Source organism: Mesorhizobium sp. M1307 (genome assembly GCF_040318155.1).
Lineage (GTDB): Bacteria > Pseudomonadota > Alphaproteobacteria > Rhizobiales > Rhizobiaceae > Mesorhizobium.
Map to the genome: position 1 here is coordinate 21670 of NZ_JAMYLR010000053.1, position 16712 is coordinate 38381.

19 protein-coding genes are annotated in these 16712 nt (G+C 62.8%); 6 read left to right on the plus strand and 13 right to left on the minus strand.

What is annotated here, in order from left to right; translation table 11 throughout:
- Positions 1 to 2112 carry a S9 family peptidase gene (locus tag NKH16_RS31285; RefSeq protein WP_352743199.1) on the minus strand — a complete coding sequence of 704 codons (2112 nt, stop codon included), beginning with the start codon at positions 2110 to 2112 and terminating at the stop codon, positions 1 to 3.
- Positions 2113 to 2789: 677 nt separating this feature from the next.
- Here NKH16_RS31285 and NKH16_RS31290 point away from each other — a divergent pair.
- Positions 2790 to 3215 carry a Ros/MucR family transcriptional regulator gene (locus NKH16_RS31290; protein ID WP_352454312.1) on the plus strand — a complete coding sequence of 142 codons (426 nt, stop codon included), beginning with the start codon at positions 2790 to 2792 and terminating at the stop codon, positions 3213 to 3215.
- 110 nt (positions 3216 to 3325) lie between these two features.
- Here NKH16_RS31290 and NKH16_RS31295 read toward each other — a convergent pair whose 3' ends face one another.
- Positions 3326 to 3754, minus strand: a complete 429-nt coding sequence (locus NKH16_RS31295; protein WP_352743200.1) for a SufE family protein — start codon at positions 3752 to 3754, stop codon at positions 3326 to 3328.
- A 113-nt stretch (positions 3755 to 3867) separates the two neighbouring features.
- Positions 3868 to 4236 (minus strand): DUF5330 domain-containing protein, encoded by a 369-nt coding sequence (locus NKH16_RS31300; RefSeq protein ID WP_352470996.1) that lies wholly within the window; start codon positions 4234 to 4236, stop codon positions 3868 to 3870.
- Positions 4237 to 4755: 519 nt separating this feature from the next.
- On the opposite strand from NKH16_RS31300, the gene NKH16_RS31305 reads away from it, so the two are divergent.
- On the plus strand, positions 4756 to 6498 hold the full coding sequence (locus NKH16_RS31305) for an ATP-binding protein (RefSeq protein WP_352903406.1): 1743 nt from the start codon (positions 4756 to 4758) through the stop codon (positions 6496 to 6498).
- Positions 6473 to 7240: a peptidoglycan-binding domain-containing protein gene (locus tag NKH16_RS31310; RefSeq protein ID WP_352903389.1), complete on the plus strand. Its 768-nt coding sequence runs from the start codon at positions 6473 to 6475 to the stop codon at positions 7238 to 7240. Before NKH16_RS31305 ends, NKH16_RS31310 begins: the two co-directional genes overlap by 26 nt.
- Before the next feature lie 23 nt (positions 7241 to 7263).
- Here the strand turns inward: NKH16_RS31310 and NKH16_RS31315 are convergent, their stop codons facing one another.
- Both NKH16_RS31315 and NKH16_RS31320 read right to left on the minus strand, forming a co-directional pair.
- A complete protein-coding gene (locus NKH16_RS31315; protein ID WP_023677839.1) occupies positions 7264 to 7554 on the minus strand; it encodes a type II toxin-antitoxin system RelE/ParE family toxin in 291 nt (96 codons plus the stop codon).
- Positions 7547 to 7807 (minus strand): type II toxin-antitoxin system ParD family antitoxin, encoded by a 261-nt coding sequence (locus tag NKH16_RS31320; RefSeq protein WP_023677838.1) that lies wholly within the window; start codon positions 7805 to 7807, stop codon positions 7547 to 7549. Before NKH16_RS31320 ends, NKH16_RS31315 begins: the two co-directional genes overlap by 8 nt.
- A 170-nt stretch (positions 7808 to 7977) precedes the next feature.
- On the opposite strand from NKH16_RS31320, the gene NKH16_RS31325 reads away from it, so the two are divergent.
- Positions 7978 to 8325 (plus strand): DUF1491 family protein, encoded by a 348-nt coding sequence (locus tag NKH16_RS31325; RefSeq protein WP_352903391.1) that lies wholly within the window; start codon positions 7978 to 7980, stop codon positions 8323 to 8325.
- Positions 8326 to 8336: 11 nt separating this feature from the next.
- On the opposite strand, the gene NKH16_RS31330 is transcribed toward NKH16_RS31325, so the two are convergent.
- On the minus strand, positions 8337 to 9347 hold the full coding sequence (locus NKH16_RS31330) for a DUF2336 domain-containing protein (protein WP_352903393.1): 1011 nt from the start codon (positions 9345 to 9347) through the stop codon (positions 8337 to 8339).
- 187 nt (positions 9348 to 9534) lie between these two features.
- Here NKH16_RS31330 and NKH16_RS31335 point away from each other — a divergent pair, with 187 nt between their 5' ends.
- A complete protein-coding gene (locus tag NKH16_RS31335) occupies positions 9535 to 9720 on the plus strand; it encodes a hypothetical protein (RefSeq protein ID WP_023677835.1) in 186 nt (61 codons plus the stop codon).
- A 14-nt stretch (positions 9721 to 9734) separates the two neighbouring features.
- Here the strand turns inward: NKH16_RS31335 and NKH16_RS31340 are convergent, their stop codons facing one another.
- The 5 genes from NKH16_RS31340 to NKH16_RS31360 all read right to left on the minus strand — a co-directional run bounded on the left by NKH16_RS31340 (position 9735) and on the right by NKH16_RS31360 (position 14852).
- Positions 9735 to 10283, minus strand: a complete 549-nt coding sequence (locus tag NKH16_RS31340) for a DUF1254 domain-containing protein (RefSeq protein ID WP_292658433.1) — start codon at positions 10281 to 10283, stop codon at positions 9735 to 9737.
- Positions 10276 to 10860 (minus strand): DUF1214 domain-containing protein, encoded by a 585-nt coding sequence (locus NKH16_RS31345; RefSeq protein WP_352903395.1) that lies wholly within the window; start codon positions 10858 to 10860, stop codon positions 10276 to 10278. Before NKH16_RS31345 ends, NKH16_RS31340 begins: the two co-directional genes overlap by 8 nt.
- Positions 10861 to 10956: 96 nt before the next feature.
- Positions 10957 to 13116: a transglycosylase domain-containing protein gene (locus NKH16_RS31350; RefSeq protein WP_352903397.1), complete on the minus strand. Its 2160-nt coding sequence runs from the start codon at positions 13114 to 13116 to the stop codon at positions 10957 to 10959.
- Between the two features lie 190 nt (positions 13117 to 13306).
- Positions 13307 to 13939 (minus strand): NAD(P)-dependent oxidoreductase, encoded by a 633-nt coding sequence (locus NKH16_RS31355; RefSeq protein ID WP_352903398.1) that lies wholly within the window; start codon positions 13937 to 13939, stop codon positions 13307 to 13309.
- A 19-nt stretch (positions 13940 to 13958) separates the two neighbouring features.
- Positions 13959 to 14852 (minus strand): methyltransferase domain-containing protein, encoded by an 894-nt coding sequence (locus NKH16_RS31360; protein WP_352903400.1) that lies wholly within the window; start codon positions 14850 to 14852, stop codon positions 13959 to 13961.
- Positions 14853 to 14981: 129 nt separating this feature from the next.
- On the opposite strand from NKH16_RS31360, the gene NKH16_RS31365 reads away from it, so the two are divergent.
- The gene (locus tag NKH16_RS31365; protein ID WP_352903402.1) at positions 14982 to 15878 is read left to right on the plus strand and encodes a LysR family transcriptional regulator; all 897 of its coding nucleotides are present in this window, start codon (positions 14982 to 14984) and stop codon (positions 15876 to 15878) included.
- A 44-nt stretch (positions 15879 to 15922) separates the two neighbouring features.
- Here NKH16_RS31365 and NKH16_RS31370 read toward each other — a convergent pair whose 3' ends face one another.
- A complete protein-coding gene (locus tag NKH16_RS31370; RefSeq protein ID WP_352454322.1) occupies positions 15923 to 16084 on the minus strand; it encodes a hypothetical protein in 162 nt (53 codons plus the stop codon).
- Positions 16085 to 16164: 80 nt separating this feature from the next.
- On the minus strand, positions 16165 to 16712 hold a 548-nt coding region (locus tag NKH16_RS31375), incomplete at its 5' end, for a TCP-1/cpn60 chaperonin family protein (RefSeq protein ID WP_352903404.1).

Sequence of the window (16712 nt, forward strand, 5' to 3'; positions counted from 1 at the left end):
TCACGCCGCAAGCTCGGCCTTGCCCGTCACCTTGAGCGCGAAGGCGTAGGTGAAGGCGATTTCCTCCAGTCTTGAAAACCGGCCGGAGGCGCCGGCATGGCCTGAATCCAGGTTGATCTTGAACAGCACCGGATTCCCACCTGTCTTGCGGTCGCGCAGCCGCGCCACCCATTTGGCCGGCTCCCAATAAGTGACGCGCGGGTCGGTCAGGCCGGCCAGCGCCAGGATCGGCGGATAGTCGAGTGCGGCGACATTGTCGTAGGGTGAGTAGGCGGCGATGGTCCGGTAATCCTCCGCTGACGCGATCGGATTGCCCCATTCCGGCCATTCCGGCGGCGTCAGCGGCAAGCTGGCGTCGAGCATGGTGGTGAGCACGTCGACGAAGGGAACCTCGGCGACGATGCCGCCGAAGCATTGCGGCGCCATGTTGGCGACCGCGCCCATCAGCATGCCGCCGGCCGAACCGCCTTGCGCAACGATGCGGTCATGCTGCGTATAGCGTTCGGCGACGAGGTGGTGGGCGGCAGCGACAAAATCGGTGAACGTGTTCATCTTGTTCGCCCGCTTGCCATCGTCGTACCAGCCATAGCCCTTGTCCTTGCCGCCGCGAACATGGGCTATCGCGTAGACAAAGCCGCGGTCGACCAGCGAAAACAGATTGGTGTTGAACGCCGCGGGTACGGCTATGCCGTAAGATCCGTAGCCGTAAAGCAGGCAAGGCGCCGATCCGTCGAGCGGCGTGTCGCGGTGGTGGAGGAGCGAGATCGGCACCAGTTCGCCGTCGGCGGCAGGCGCCATCAGCCGGCGCGTGACGTAGTGCTCCGGGTCGTGGCCGGACGGCACTTCCTGGGTCTTGAGCAGCACCCGCTCGCGGGTGCGCATGTTGTAATCGAAGACCTGCGCCGGGGTCGTCATCGACGAATAGGAAAAGCGCATGATCTCGGTGTCGTATTCGTAGGAGCCGGACAGGCCGAGCGAGAAGGCTTCCTCGTCGAAGGAGATCAGGTGCTCCTCGCCGCTCTTGCGATCGCGTACGACGATGCGCGGCAGGCCTTCCTTGCGCTCGAGCCGGACCATGTGGTCCTTGAAGCCGATCACCGAAAGGATCAGCCGGCCCGCTTCGTGCGGCACTAGTTCCTGCCAATTGGCGCGCACCGGATCATGGGCCGGCGCCGTCATGATCTTGAAGTCCTTGGCGCCGTCGGCATTGGTGAGGATGAAGAAGATGTCGCCGCCTTCCTCGAGTTCGTACTGCAGGCCCGTCTGGCGCGCCGCAACCAGCTTCGGCTCTGCGAACGGATCGTTGGCGTTCATGATACGGTATTCCGAGGTCTCATGGTCGTTGATGCCGATCATGATCCACTCGTTGGAGCGCGTGCCGCCGACATCCATGAAGAAGCCGGGATCGGTCTCCTCGTAGATCAGCCGGTCGTTTTCAGGACCGTCGCCAAGCGCATGGAACAGCACTTTGGAAGGACGGTGGTTGGGGTCGAGGCGGGTGTAGAAAAAACCGTCATTGCCGGCATCCCACACACCGCCGCCGCCGGTGTCCGGGACCCTGTCCGCCAGATCGTTGCCGCCGGCCAGATCGCGGACGCGCAGCGTGTAGAATTCGGAACCCTTGTCGTCGAAGGCCCAGAGCAGCTTGCTGTGGTCGTCCGAATGATCGACGCCGCCCAGGCGGAAATAGGGCTTACCCTCGGCCTCGGCATCGCCGTCGAGCAATATCTGCTTGTCGCCGCCGTCACGCGCCGTGCGGAAATAACGCGGCTGCTGGCCGCCAAGCTTGAAGGAGGAGCCGTAGGCGTAAGGTCCGTCCTTCATCGGCACGGAAGAATCGTCTTCCTTGATGCGTCCCTTCATTTCCGCGAAAAGCTGCTTCTGCAGTTGGACCGTATTGGCCATCAGCGCCGCATGGTAAGCATTCTCGGCTTCGAGGTGGGCGCGGATTTGGCCGTCGAGCAGGGACGGATCCCTGAACATCTCTTGCCAATTGGCGGCCCTCAGCCAGGCATAGTCGTCCGTCCGCGTTATGCCGTGATGCGTGTCGAAGATCGGCCGCTTCTCCGGCTGCGGCGGCGTGGCGGTCGGAAACACTGGGGTTCTGGTCATTGCGTCTCGCTGTGGAAGCTACTTGAATGGCGAATGAACACGCCGAGCAGCGCGGGTTCAAGGGCTATGATCTATTGTCGTGGTGGCTCGAGAGGACGGGCTGGAGGAGCGGATAACGAATATTTCTTCTCGGACTGCCGCGGTTCTCGCCGTCGCTGCGATGACCCTGCCAGTGCCGGTCAATCTCATGCAACTGCCTTCGCGGCTTGGCAAGTGGCCGATATGGCTGGGTCCACGGAAATACATTACCCCATTTCAATGACACAGCGCACCGCTCCAGCGACGGCTCGCGAGCAACAGTAACGCTTCGCAACCTATGATTTTACTGAATCCGCCGATCATCCAGGCTGTAATGCCGCCGGCAGGGTCAAGCATCGAACTCTATTTACCTGCTGCCGTTTGTGTAATGGCTGCTTGCCGCCGCGTCAGTCGATGCTGGTCTGACCAGAAAAAACGGCAAGGTTACACTTTGCACGAAAGAGTGAAGCTGAATGAGGAATATTTGACTTGTATCGCTGAATAGACCGCAAGAAGCGAATTGACTTACTTGGCGCTCAGGCTCATTAAGATGCCGCGACGCGAATCGCGGAGGCTTTTTCCTGCACAAGTTCGCGCGATGCCCTGCCTGCCAAAAATAGGGCGTAGACAGAAACAATTCTCGTTGGGACCTGAACGCCATGGATATTACCGAAACACCTTCCAGAAACAGTGACGCGCTGATCGAGCTCACCGCCGACGTGGTGGCTGCCTATGTCAGCAACAATCCCGTGCCGGTCGGCGAACTGCCGAACCTCATCGCCGATGTCCATGCCGCTCTCGGGCGCGTCGGCGGGGCCGCCGAGCAGCCGCCTGCCGACAAGCAGAAGCCGGCGGTAAATCCGAAGCGTTCGGTGCATGACGACTACATCGTCTGTCTCGAGGACGGCAAGAAGTTCAAGTCGCTCAAGCGTCACTTGATGACCCACTATGATCTGACGCCCGACCAGTATCGTGAAAAGTGGAACCTGGACCCGAGCTATCCGATGGTTGCGCCCAACTATGCGGCCGCCCGTTCGCAGCTCGCCAAGAAGATGGGTCTCGGCCGCAAGCGCAAGGGACGCTGACAAGCGCTCTTCCGGTTTGCTCAAACGGCGCCTGCGGGCGCCGTTTTCGCATTGTGGGGGGACCAAGCTCGGGCCGCCAGTTTTTCATACTGCCGGCATTTGCCGTCCGGTCAGGCGGTCTGCTTCAGCGCTGCCTCGGCGTCACGCTTGATGCGCTTGACCATCGAGCGAAGACCATTGGCGCGCTGCGGCGACAGGTGCTCGTCAAGTCCGAGTGCCTTTAGCGTTGCCTCGGCGTCGGTCCTCTGGATTTCGCTGGCCGGCCGTCCCGAAAATAGCGCCAGCATGATGGCGACCAGGCCGCGCACGATATGGGCGTCGGAATCGCCCTTGAAGGTGATAACGGGGTCGGCACCCCCGCCTTGCTCGGTGGTCAGCCAGACCTGGCTGACGCAGCCCGGCACCTTGTTGGCTTGTATGCGTTGCTCGTCGGGAAACGGCGGCAGCGCTTCACCCAGTTCAATCACATAGCGATAGCGGTCTTCCCACTCGTCGAGCAGGGAAAAGTCGTCGCGGATGGTCTGGATCGTCGTCGTCATTCCCCCGGATATAGTCATCCGGCGCTGCCACGTCACGGAAAAAGAGGAGAAACGCCGCAGGCGCCGAGCGTGGGGAGCCTTGCGGTCTGGCGATGAATTCGGCCGAAACAGTCTCAGTTCTTCGCCGGCAAGTGCAGTTTCGCCGGCAGATCGACTTTCGCCGGCAAGACGATTTCCCCGGGCACGCTGCCGGTGGTCGTCACCGTATCGGGTTCAGCGGCCTTGTCGTCCAGCATGGCGGCCGCGATCTTGGCGGTCTCCTTTGCCCGGGCGGTGATGGTGTGCATTGCCGATTTGCCGGTCTCGCACACGTCCGGCTTGCGCTCGCAGATGCCGGCGATATCGCCGACGGCTTCGCGCGCCGCAAACAGCGCCTGGAGCGGCCCGACGCTTTCGCGGCCCGCATCATCGGCGCCGACACCCAGCGGCAGCGCCAGAAGCACCAGCGAAAACCAGAAAGCAGCTCTTATCAGAAAGCCCATCTGTCTGTCCTTTATGACGTCATGCATTCCGAACCGCACGACCCTTGTACCGCGATACTGACACAGACGCGCAAAGGACGGCTTGTCCCGAAAGCAACAGTTTTCCTTAAATTTTAGGTAGATTCGAAACGAAGCGTTTTGAAGTTCATTTGCCTCGAACGGCTCAGATTTTATTCAGCAAATGATAACCATCCAACTTATTGTTTTTCATGATCATTTTCTTAGTCGGCGACAGTTTGATGCCATCGGCCGCAGGTGCAGGCGCAGGCGGTGTGGATAACGCTCCGTTTACTATGGCGGCAATTGCCCCGGTTTTTCCCCGCCGGTATCCCGATATTTGCAGCCTGCCGGGGGACGATCGGCCCAGCCTTATCCATTCCTTAAACGCTGGATGCGAGTTTTGGATCGACAAAAGCCGCCTGCAAAGCAGGGCCGTTCACGACCGGGTGCGTTGAGTTGAGTGCGATCAAGGCCAGATACGCCGAGTTGCCGGGCGCGATAGCCGCCGGTTGCGAACGGATGGTTCATCCGTCCGTGCTCGGCCAGAGCGATCGTCGCCGCCACAGCCGGTTCATTGGCGTCATGCTGGCGGCTCCTTTCTTCAGCGCGGGTGCAGCGGTGACGCTGGTCACGTCGGGCATGGGCGCGGCCGTGACTGTGGCTGCCATCTTTGCGGCGTTCGGCCTTTGCTGGTTCGCCGCCCTGCTGGTGGCTGCATCGGGCAAGATGACCCTGGCCGGCCAACTCGCCTTGGTCGTCGGCAGCGTTGCCCTCGGTGCCCTTATCGCTGCCGCCGGCGGTGTGGCCTCGCCGGTTGCCTTGCTTGCGGTGGCGCTGCCGTTTGAAGCCTGGTGGATCGGCCAGTCGCGCCGTGCCGTGATCTGGGGCGCCATATCGGCCCTGGTCGCAGTCTTGCTGCAGCCTTTCGCCGGTTCGGTCTTGCCGCTCGGCCAGACCGAAATCGCCGCATGGCACTGGCTGGTACCGCTGGCCTGGGCACTCACGCTCATTCCGCGTGTCGCTCCACTTCGCGGCGCCGCCAACGCACAGCTCGATCCGGGCAATGACCGGCTCGAAGACCTCATCGACGCCGTCGTGCTGCGAATCGCGGCGCATGGCGAGGTTCTGGACGTCTCGGCTAAGGCACGCACTATGCTGAGGCTGCCGCCGGAGCTGCTTTTCGGCACCGGACTTTTCGATCGCATCCATCTGTCCGACCGCGTCCCGTATCTCAGTGCGCTGGCCGATATGCGCGATGGCGCCCTGTCGCGCCGGCTCGACCTTCGCGTACGGCTGCCGCAGAGCAGCGGCGTGACGGCCGACAATTACCGGCCGTTCTCGCTCGAGATGATGCGCGCGCCGGGGCAGGAGACTGTCTTCACGCTTCTTCTGCGCGAGAACGACGAACTGGCCGGACTGCGCCAGGAGCTTGCCGCTGCCAATGAGGCAGCTGCCTCCGCCGAGGTGGCGAAAGGACGCTTCCTTGCCGTCGTCAGCCATGAGTTGCGCACCCCGCTCAATGCCATCATCGGCTTTTCCGACATGTTGCTGCACGAGATGTTCGGCAGCTTCAAGGATCCGCGCCAGAAGGAATATGTCGGCTTGGTCAGTGATTCGGGCCAGCACCTGCTTGCCGTCGTCACCTCGATACTCGACGTATCGCGGATCGAATCGGGCGCCTACGCGACCGAACCGGAACCGTTCCGCTTCCGCGAAGCGGTCGAGATGTGCCAGTCCATGATGCTCCTGCAAGCCGAGGCAAAGGCTATCGATCTGCAGGCCCAGATCGCGCCGGACGCAGGCGAAATAAATGCCGACCGTCGCGCCGTGCAGCAGATCCTGATCAATCTCGTCTCTAACGCGATCAAGTTCACGCCCGAAGGCGGCAATGTCGTCATCGGTGCCAAGCGGATAGGCTCGCGGCTGCATTTCTGGGTCCGGGACACTGGCATCGGCATCGCCGAGGAAGATTTCGCCAACCTCGGCAAGCCGTTCATGCAGATCCAGAACGACTATACCCGCCGTTTCGAAGGCACGGGCCTCGGGCTCTCGCTGGTGAAGGGGCTGGTGGCGCTGCACGAGGGCACAATGTCGATCGAAAGCATGCCGGGCGAGGGCACCACGGTGACGATCAGCCTTCCCGTGAACGGGCCGACAGGCCGTTCGACGGAGAAAACCGGCGTGGTGCCGATGTCCGCAGCCAAAGCCAGAGCGGACGGTGGCAAAGGGGAGAGCAATGGGTCGCTCCGCAAAACAGCCTAAGGCGGTGAAGCGCCGCGGCAATGCCTTCGAGCACGGAGCGATGGCTCTGGGCAGCCTGATCTCGCGCAATCCTGTTGTGGTCGGCGGCTCCACGGCGTTCCTGGTGACGCTGTTCTACGTCTCGGCGAACGCGCTTTGGTACCAGCCATTTCCGCATGCCGGCGCGTTTTTCGCCACCAGGAGCATCGAGCGCTTTCCCCGGGCGGACAGCGACGAGCCCGAAACCACCATCAACATCGTGCGTCCGGCCGCTGCGCCGATCAAGAGCGACCCGGTCGTCGAGCAGGTCCAGGGCATATTGAAGGATCTTGATTTCTATTCCGGCATCGTCGACGGGATTCCCGGACCGAATACGCGCAAGGCCATCCAGGCCTATCAGCAAAAGGTCGGATTGAATGCCTCCGGCGAGATCGACAGCGTTCTGCTGGATCAACTGGGTGCCACGCCAAAGACCGCAGCCGTGGTGCCGCATCCCGTGCCGCGGCCGGTCGAAACGGCCGCTGCTCCAGCCGCCATTCCGGCGTCCGCATCGGCAAATGCGGCGGCACCTGATCCCCGCATCGTCAAGATCCAGGCCGGACTCAAAGCGTTCGGCAATGACGACATGCAATTGGATGGCGTCGTAGGCGCGCGCACCAAGGCCGCGATCAAGGAATTCCAAGCGCTGTTCGGCTTGCCGGAGACCGGCGAGCCAGACGAGATCGTCTACGTCAAGATGCGCGAGATCGGCCTGACCAACTAAGGGTCGAACCCCAGTCTCCCGGTCTATTTAAGCCATTGCTCCGGGTCACGCATTCCGTGGACTATCGCCACGGCTAACACGCCGTAGGGCATAGGCTCATAAATCACGATGTAGCGTCCCTCGACTAGAATGCGGGCGGTGGCGCTCAATTCCGGTCGAGCTGCGCCCATTTTGGCGTGCTCGCAAACCAATTCCAGCCTGTCGAAAATGCGTCCGATCAGCTTGTCAGCCGCCTTCTCGTTATCGATGGCAATGTGGTGCCAAATATCTCGCAAATCCTGAGAAGCTCGGGGGGTGAGCCGGTATTCAGCCACGGGCTGCGCGTTCGGCTTTCAGAGCGCGTAAGAAAGCCGTGCGATCCACGTGCTGGCCCTCGCCGCTTGCCATCCCTTCGTCATACGCCCTTTTGAGACGTTCCAGTTCAAGAGTGCGGAATTCCTCGCGCTGCTCCCATAGACGTAGTGCTTCCCTGACAATTTCACTGTTGGAAGCATAGTCTCCGCTGTTCACGGCGTCTTGTAGACGGGCGGCCTGCTTGGGCGTAAGCGACACAGTAAGAGTGCGCATGGGCTGGGCTTTCATACCGGACGCTATAGCATTTTTCACAGGAGCTAACAAGATTTGTTAGATGTTGGGTAGATCGTCGCATTCCGGGGCCTCGCTATGATAGCCAACCGTTGCTCGCGAATAAGTGACAATCTCGACGCCACAAAACCGAAATCGTGCAGGGTCGCGCCATGCGGGTAACCACCGATCTGTGGGTGTCGGCGCTGTTGCGCCGGGTTTTCAGCGCCGGCGGCTTTGCCGCCGTGGTCAAGCGCGGCGCGACGGAAGCCGGCGCGGTTTTCGTGCTGGCGCGGGGCAGGCTGGGGGAGATAGCGCTGTTCGGGCCGGCGCCGCAGACGAGTTACGATTCAGCCAGGCCGGACGACCGTTTTTTCAGCCTGCTTGGCGAAGGCGACGATGCCGCCATCTTCGACGCGCGGCTGGAGCGCGAGAAGAGATTCGATTCGGATATCTGGGTGATTGAGATCGAGGCGGGCGCCATTCCCGTCGAGCAGCTTATCTCGGTCAAGGCGTCTTAACGGCAAGCCCTTCAGACGCGACGCGCCTTTGGGGTGGCGGCTATGTCGGCGCTGTTCGGCTTGCGCAGGTCGGCATTTGCGGCGACGCGCCCAGGCTTGCGAACAATTTTCGATACGGTGTCTGCCTTCCAGCCGCGGAGCCTGTCCAACGCCGCGTCGCGGTGCAGCAGGCGGTAGCGGTCGAGGAAGATACGGATCGCCTGCGGGTGCGGAAACTCGGTCGGATAGATGGCCGCCGTGATCAGGAACGCCTTGTCTTCACTAAGGTCGAGCGCGCGCAAGGCGGCCAGCAGCGGTGTGTAATTGTGGCTCGCGGTGAGCGTCCGCGCCGTTGAAAAATCGACTTCGAGCGCATCGGCGAGCGCTGTCTGGAAGAATGCCGCATTGCCGGTCAGCGCGGTCTCGCGCAGCTTGATGTAGGTTTGCGTGTCGACGAACGGACCGATAGCGGTGCCGCTCTCGGCGCGCATCATGGATCGCAACCGGCGGCGTACAGTTTCGGCGACATCGGAAGCCTCTTGCCTGTTGACCTCGCCCGCAACCACTTCGGCGTTTTCGGACGCGGCTTTGGCGGTTGTTTCCGGCTGCTGCTGCGACCGCACCAGCGTCGGCCTTTCGAGCACTTTGATGAGATCCGCGATCGTTTGATTGAGATCCTTGCGGCGGGCAATGGCACGGGCATGCGGCAGCCCGTGACGTCCGATCAGCGCGATCAGGTCGACGTCGCTGAGGGCGCGCGAGCGGATGAGCAGCGGAGCGGCGATGTCGACCCGCTCCTGGCAAAGCCGCCGCACCAGCGCGGCGGGTGCATATTCGCATTCGGAAAGGGCTGCCGCGACGTAGCGGCGCGATTCGACCGAGACATTCTCGAAAAGCGGCAGCGTCAGGTCTTCGAGCTGCGCGATCTCCCGGCGCGAAGGGCGGGTGAGCGAGCAGAACGCCGATACCGCGGCGCGAAACAGCCTTTCGGCCTTTCCCGATTCAGCTCCTGCTGCGATTTGCCTGAAATCCGAAGCTGACACGAAGGATACGCCCGACACTCGACACGATCTGGACAGCGCTCTGCCGGGCTGTACCGGTTTCGCGTTTCCCAAGAACAAAGATCAATTTAGCGGCGATCCGTTAGCGCTCCGTTAACCTACTGCCTTCTTAATCGACTATGGAGGCGTTGCGTTGTGCTCCGGGGCAACCGAGAGGAATACGCGAACCATGGGCATGGTACTGTCTTTCGTGCCGCGAACGGCGGCAACCAATCGAGCACAACAAGCCGCGCCGGCGGCAGTGATCATCTTTCCCGGGGTGCGCTACGAGCAGCGGCCGCTGACGGGCGAAACGCGGCCGGCCGGCCCCGACAAGCCGGGACCTTCGGGAACATTGCCGGTACCGCATCACTGAGCATCGGAACCGGCTTAAAAATCCTGCAGTTCGCAGGAACTCTGTTCGAGAAACCGCGAGACGATCGGCTTCCAGCTGTCGTCGGGCACGAACGAACGGATGACGAATACGCCTTCCTCTATCGGCGCCTCGACGAAGATGGCCCCTTGCAGTTCCTCGGGAAGATCCTTGCGGACCTCGATCATCTGGGCCGGCGTCAGTACAACGGTGTCGAGCACGCCTGCGGTCGCGCTGTGGTCGTTGAACGAGTAGATGTTGTGGCCGCCGCGGTCATAGACCGATATCGACCAGAACGGCACCTTTCCCGGCGCCTTGACCCGCACCATCCCCTCGGCAAGATCGAAGCGGCATGCCGCCGCATAAAACAGCGGATCGACCGATTTCACCACCGGCGCGCCGCCGGCTTCCGCGTCGAGCCGGGTCATCTTGTAGAGATCCGAAGCCATGGCCAATCGCGACCAGGCGTCGCGTTCGGAAAACTCGGGGACGAGCAGCAGCACGATGATGTGCACGATGCCGGCGCCGAGCAGGCCGAGCAGCACGGCATGCAGCAGGCTACGCATTGCAGCCGACCTTCTGGATCTGCGGCAGCGTGACGTCCGAGAGACCGGTGCTGCTGGCGATCGGCGTGTCGTAGAACGTAAGCACCAAGTACATCTTGCCGGCGCCGCTGGTCAGCAGCCAGTTGCCGGGCGCAGGGCGGCTGCCGACGGAAATGATCACCGAATTGTCGGCCTGGCGCAGCACTTGATAGGACTGCAGCGCAGCCGGCCTCGGCTTGCCGGTCTCGACCACGCCAAGCGACTGGTCGGCGGCATAAAGCGTCCAGAACCGGGCGGTGGGAAAGCCGCCCGCAATCTTGTAGGCACATTGCCGCTTGAGCTGTTCGCCGCCGGAATCGCGCTCGGCTACGAAGGACAGTCCTTCCGCCTGTCCGAGCGCCAGCACGCCTTCGCGAGCCACACGGGCCTTCGAATAGGGATCTGCCGTCGGCGTGCCGATATCGGGGAAGGCGGTCCATTGGCCGATCCTGATGGCGCCGACGCCATCCTGCAGCTTCAGTGCATACCAGACGCTGCCGCCACCGCCGACGACGGCGATGGCAAGCGAAAGCAGTGTCAGGAAGGCGTTCTTGAGCATGAGGAGGCAGGGAACCGAAGGCCGGGACTGAAAGATTGCCGCTCGGGGATATCGCGGCGCAGGGCCATGTGGCAAGCGGCCCCGCGCAATTGGCCGTCACAGCGCCGACAGGGTCTCCGGCGCAGCGGGCGCGTCGAGCACGGGTGCCGCCTGGAACAGCTTGGTCAGTTCCTTCAGGGTCTGGGTGGTCCGGCTGGACAGCACCGGCGGACGCTCGGCGGCGGCATCGGCAGCTGCCTGTTCGGCGTTCTTCTTTTCCGCTTCCTCGGCCTTGGCGGCAATTTCGGCATCGACGAAGGGGTGATCGAGGCCGGGGATCGGTCTGAGGTCGATATTCTGGTGCGCATAGACCATCAGCCGCTGCCACACCATGGCCGGCAGCGTGCCGCCGGTCATCTTGTTGGTCGCGGTGAAGTCGTCATTACCGAGCCAGACGGCGGCCGTGTAGTTGCCGGTAAAGCCGACAAACCAGGCATCGCGGTAGGACTGGGTCGTGCCGGTCTTGCCGGCGACGACGATGTTTGGAAGGGCTGCGCGCCGGGCAGTGCCGATCACCGGCACCGCCGCCAGCATGGTGTTCATGTATTTGAGCGCCTGCTCCGACAGCACCCGATGCGGCGGCGGCGCATCCTTGGCGAAATCGTAGACCACCTCGCCGGTACGGGTAAAGAGTTGGCTGACGCCGTGCCGGGTTCCGGCAAGGCCGTTCTGGGCAAATACGCTGTAACCCGTCGCCTGGTCCATCACGGTCATGCCCGACGTGCCGAGCACCATGGTCTTGTGCGATTCAAGCGGCGACTCGACGCCCATCGCCTCGGCCATCGCCTTGATCGGCTTGATGCCGAGATAATCCTTGGCCAGCCGCACCGGCACCGTATTGATCGATTTGGCCATCGCCGTGATCAGCGTGACGTTGCCGGCCGACCCGCCATTGTAATTGTGGGGCGACCAGCTGCCCCAGGAGATGGGTCCGCCGGAAACCACCGAATCCGGCGTGAAGCCATGCTCCATCGCCGTCGCATAGACATAGGGCTTGAACGAGGAGCCGGTCTGGCGAAGCGCCTTGGTGGCGCGGTTGAACTGGCTGGCGCCGTAGTCGCGGCCGCCGATGATCGCCCTGACCGCGCCATTGGTCTCGATGACGACGATGGCGCCCTCGGTGACGTTGTATTCCTTGCCGAACTGGCGGAGGTGGAACTCCATCGATTCTTCGGCCGCCTTCTGGATGTTGGCATCGAAGGTGGTGTGGGCGACAAGCGAGTGCGGGCCGCCTTTGGCGGCGATCTTCTTGACCTCGTCGAAGGCCCAGTCGAGGTAATAGTCGGGGCTCTTCTGCTCGCCGCGGTCGACGATTTCGGCCGGGTGCAGCCTTGCCTGCAGCACCTGGCCTTCGGTCATGAAGCCGGAATCGACCAGATTGGACAGCACCACGTTGGCCCGCGCCCGGGCGGCGGGCAGGTTTATGTGCGGCGCATATTTGGTCGGCGCCTTGAACAGGCCGGCTAGCATCGCCGCCTCGGCAAGGTTCAGGTCCTTGACGCTCTTGCCGAAATAGAAATCGGCTGCCGCCTCGATGCCGAAGGTGCCGCCGCCCATATAGGCGCGGTCGAGGTAAAGCTGCAGGATTTCCTTCTTCGACAGATTGGCTTCGAGCCACAGCGACAGGAACGCTTCCTTGATCTTGCGCTCGAACGTCCGCTCATTGGTCAGGAACAGGTTCTTGGCCAGCTGCTGGGTGATGCTCGAGCCACCCTGGACGACGGAATTTGCCCGCACATTCTCGAATATGGCGCGCGACAGGCCGAGCACATCGATGCCGTAATGGTCGAAGAAACGGCGGTCTTCGGTCGCCAGCACCGCCTTGATGACATGGTCGGGCATCTCGTCGACCGGCACCGAATCGCGCTGGATGATGCCGCGCTGGCCGATCTCGTTGCCGTAGCGGTCGAGGAAGGTGACGGCGAAGTCGCCTTGCGTGCGCCAGTCGCCGGCGGTTATCTGGAAGGCCGGCAAGGCCAGCGCCAAAAGGACGACGATGCCGCCGGCACCGAGCGTAAAGCCTTCACTCAACAGTTCGATCAGGCCGCGGCGCCAGCCGCCGACGCGGAAACGCCGCGAGAAGATGGTCGCCGCCTCCCAGAACTGGCGCGCCCTGAAGCCGATTTCGTAGACCGAGGAATCAATCCACGCATCCACCGCCAGCAGCCTTGCGGCGATCGGACCTCTTCTCTTGCGTGGTTCCAAAGGACTGGCCATTCCAGGATCCGGCTGCGGCGATGCCGCCAACTGAGAAACCGCATACCGGCAATTTCACGGCGGCGCGCCGCTATGACTATTCGTCCATTTTGGCGCTGCCTACAAGGGCGATGAAGATAGGGGCGATGAAGATAAGGGCGATGAAGATAAGCGGGAGGTTTGTCGAGGGGAAGACGGCTCCCGTGCGGCGTCAGCGCAGGATGCTGACTGCCCCGCGCGAGTAGGTGGTGTCGTCGAGCTGGGCGAGCATGAACGCCGCTACGTCGGCCCGCGCCAGTGTCGGCAGCAACGACGCCGACCGGATGCCTTTGCCGTGGCAAAATTCACCCGTTGCCGCTCCATTGCTCAGCTTGGGCGGCCGCACGATGGTCCAGTCGAGATTGGATTGAACGATCAGGCTTTCCTTCACCTCGTGGTCCGCCACCTCATTGCGCAGCACCAATGGCACGATGATGTTGCCGAACAGGAGGCCTAGTTGCCGCCGGCTGTCGCGAACGCCAAGGAATGAAAGATAGATGAGCCGTTCGGGGCCGGCCTGCTGCATCGCCGCGACGATGAAGCCGATGCCGGCAACGACGGCCGGATCGCGTTTCAGCGGCACGCCCACCCCAAGACAGCTGAAAACCGCATCATTCCCGACAACGGCGCGTTCGACTGCCTGCCGATCGGCGACGTTTCCGACGATCACCTTCAGATTTTCGTGGCTGATGGCAAGCTTGCCCGGCGTGCGGACGAAGGCGGTCACCGCATGGCCCTTCGCCAACGCCGCCGAGACAAGCAGTCGACCCGTCGCACCGGAAGCGCCGAAGATCAGCAGTTTCATCGTCCGCTCCTGGAAACCGTTAGCCCCGCTTACGCCCGGCGACGAAGGCGACAGGCGCCCCGGTCGGGCCGGGCAGCAACCGGCTGTCGGCATAGCCGCTCTGATCGACCAGGTCCTGGGCTGCGCCCTTTTCAAAGACCGTGCCGCCCCACATTGTGGTGCGGAAGCGGGCGAGGGCGTCTCCCAGTGAATCCGGTCCGGGATTGACCATTGCCAGCAGCAGCCAGCCGCCGGGCCGCAACGCGGCGTGGCTGCGCTTGACGATGGCCCTGACATCCGGCTCGGGGATGAAGGCGCTTGGTACGAAAACAAGGTCGAACGCGTCCGTGTCCGCGATATCCTGGCCCAGCCCGGTGTGCAGTTCGATGCGATGTTCGAGCCCGGCTGCCCTGACGTTGGCAGCGGCCTGCGCGATGGCTTCAGGCAGGGGATCGACACCGACCGCCTTCAGGCCGGGCCATTGCCGCAGCATCGACACCGACAGGGCGCCGACGCCGACGCCGATATCCAGGAAGGCTGCGCCCGGTGCGGCGAGCCTCTCCGGCAAACCGGCCAGTTGTGGCGCGATCAGCCGCTTCAGCAACGCCGGGAAGCCAGATGAAACGTCGCCGAAGGCCTGGCGTAAACGGGCTTCCAGGGCCTCGACGCTTTCGGAGGAGCGCGACAGCAGCTTGCCACCTGAAAGCAGGTCGACCCGGATGCTGGCCAGCACCGGCGTAAGTTCGATGACGCCAGCACTTGCCGCGACGTCGGAGGCGCCGAGTTCGGCAAGCACGGCCCCTGTGCGCCGGGCCACACTGCCCTCGAGTGGCGTGCCGGAAATACGCGCCTCCATCGCCAAACCGAGCGCCACCAACGCATTGGCCGACGTCGCGTGCCGCGCCACCATCGTTCGCAAACCTTCGATATCCATCGATCGCTTCCCTGAATTGGATCGGGCCTATTCTCGCGCGGACGTCAAATTCAGGCGATTTGCAATTTCCGGGCATGCTTGTGCAAAACTGCACAGGTGCGCGGCGAGGAATTGATCTAGACTAGGTTCGTGACCAAGACCGGCGAACCGGACTGGAACGATCTGCGCTACTTTCTCGCTGCCGCCCGCGCGGGAACGTTGTCGGGAGCAGCGCGCGTGCTCGGCGTGCGTCACACGACGATCAGTCGGCGCCTGGCTGCTCTTGAGGCGGCACTCGGGGTTTCGCTTGTCGTGCGAACGCGGCAAGGTATCGAGATCACGCCGCTTGGCCAGACATTGCTGCCGCTCGGTGATGACCTTGAACGTACCATGCAAGCACTGACGGCGCTTGTGCGTTCGGGCAAGAATAGCGTTCGGCTGGCACTGCCGTCGGGCTTCAGCCCCCTTTTTGCCGAGCGTATGGCCGGGTTCCATAAGACCCACGCCGATATCAATCTTGAACTGACGAGCGGCAGCAGGCCCGTGGACCTGCAGCACGGCGAGGCCGACCTAGCGGTCAGGATCGGCACCATCGCCGACGACGATTTGATCGCGCAGAGGCTTTGTGTTGCGGGCTGGTCGATCTATGCGTCCCAGCGCTATCTCGACCGTCACCCAATGCCCATCGACCCTCGCCAGTTGGCCGGACACGAGATCATTGGATTTCACGCAAGCCTTGCCGGCGTCCCCGGCGCCAAATGGGTTGAGGCGCACGGCGCCGGTGCGACAATTGTCCTTCGCGTTGCCGAAATGACGGAAATGCTGGCGGCGGCTCTGAGCGGCGCCGGTCTGGCGGTAATGCCCTGCATGTTGGCCGAAGCTGAACCGCGGATGCTGCGCCTTGCCCCCGACATTCTCGGCAATCATCCGGTGTCGCTCGTCTATCGCCGCGAAATCGGGGCGGAGGCGCCGGTGCGCGCCGTCATCCGCTTCGTTGCTACCGTCATCAAGGACCGTGCCGCGCTGATCAGCGGCGAAACGCGATAAGCGTCTGGTGCCGCGCTTGCGTGGGTGCCGAGGATTGGCAGTCGTCACATGGGACGCTTGTCCGCGATCTTTTTCGGGTCGCGGCCTACCATGCCGGCGTCGGCTTTCCTGTGCTTGTCGGCAAGCCTGCGAATGCGATCGAAGCGGCTTTCCTCGGCCACTTTGGTCTTCGCCGCTGCCTTTGGCTTCGGGACGAATGCGATCATGGATCGATCTCCTTGCCGATGGCGCGCCGGGGAAGAACCCCGGCGGCTGTCTTTTCAGGCTTGTTTCGGGCAGCGGCTGGTCAATAGCCCATGCCGCCGGTCGAAGCAGCGGCGTCCTTGGCCGAAACGTCGGTGATCATGGCTTCCGCAGTGATCAGGAGCGCCGCAATGGAGCCCGCGTCCTGCAGTGCCGTCCGCACCACCTTCGCGGGGTCGACGATGCCGGCCTTGATCATGTCGACATAGACCTCGTTCTGGGCATCGAAGCCCTGATTGTGGTCCTTGCCGTCGGCGAGCTTGCCGATGACGATCGAACCTTCGACGCCGGAATTCTCGGCGATCTGCCGGATTGGCGCTTCGAGCGCTCTCGACACGATCGAAATGCCCGCCGTCACATCGGCATTGGCTCCGGTCAGCCCGTTCAGCACAGCCTTGGCGCGCAGCAACGCGACGCCGCCGCCGGGAACGATGCCTTCTTCGACGGCCGCGCGCGTGGCGTTCAGCGCATCGTCGATGCGGTCCTTCTTTTCCTTGACCTCGGATTCGGTCGCGCCGCCGACGCGGATGACGGCAACGCCGCCCGCCAGCTTGGCGAGACGTTCCTGCAGCTTCTCCTTGTCATAGTCGG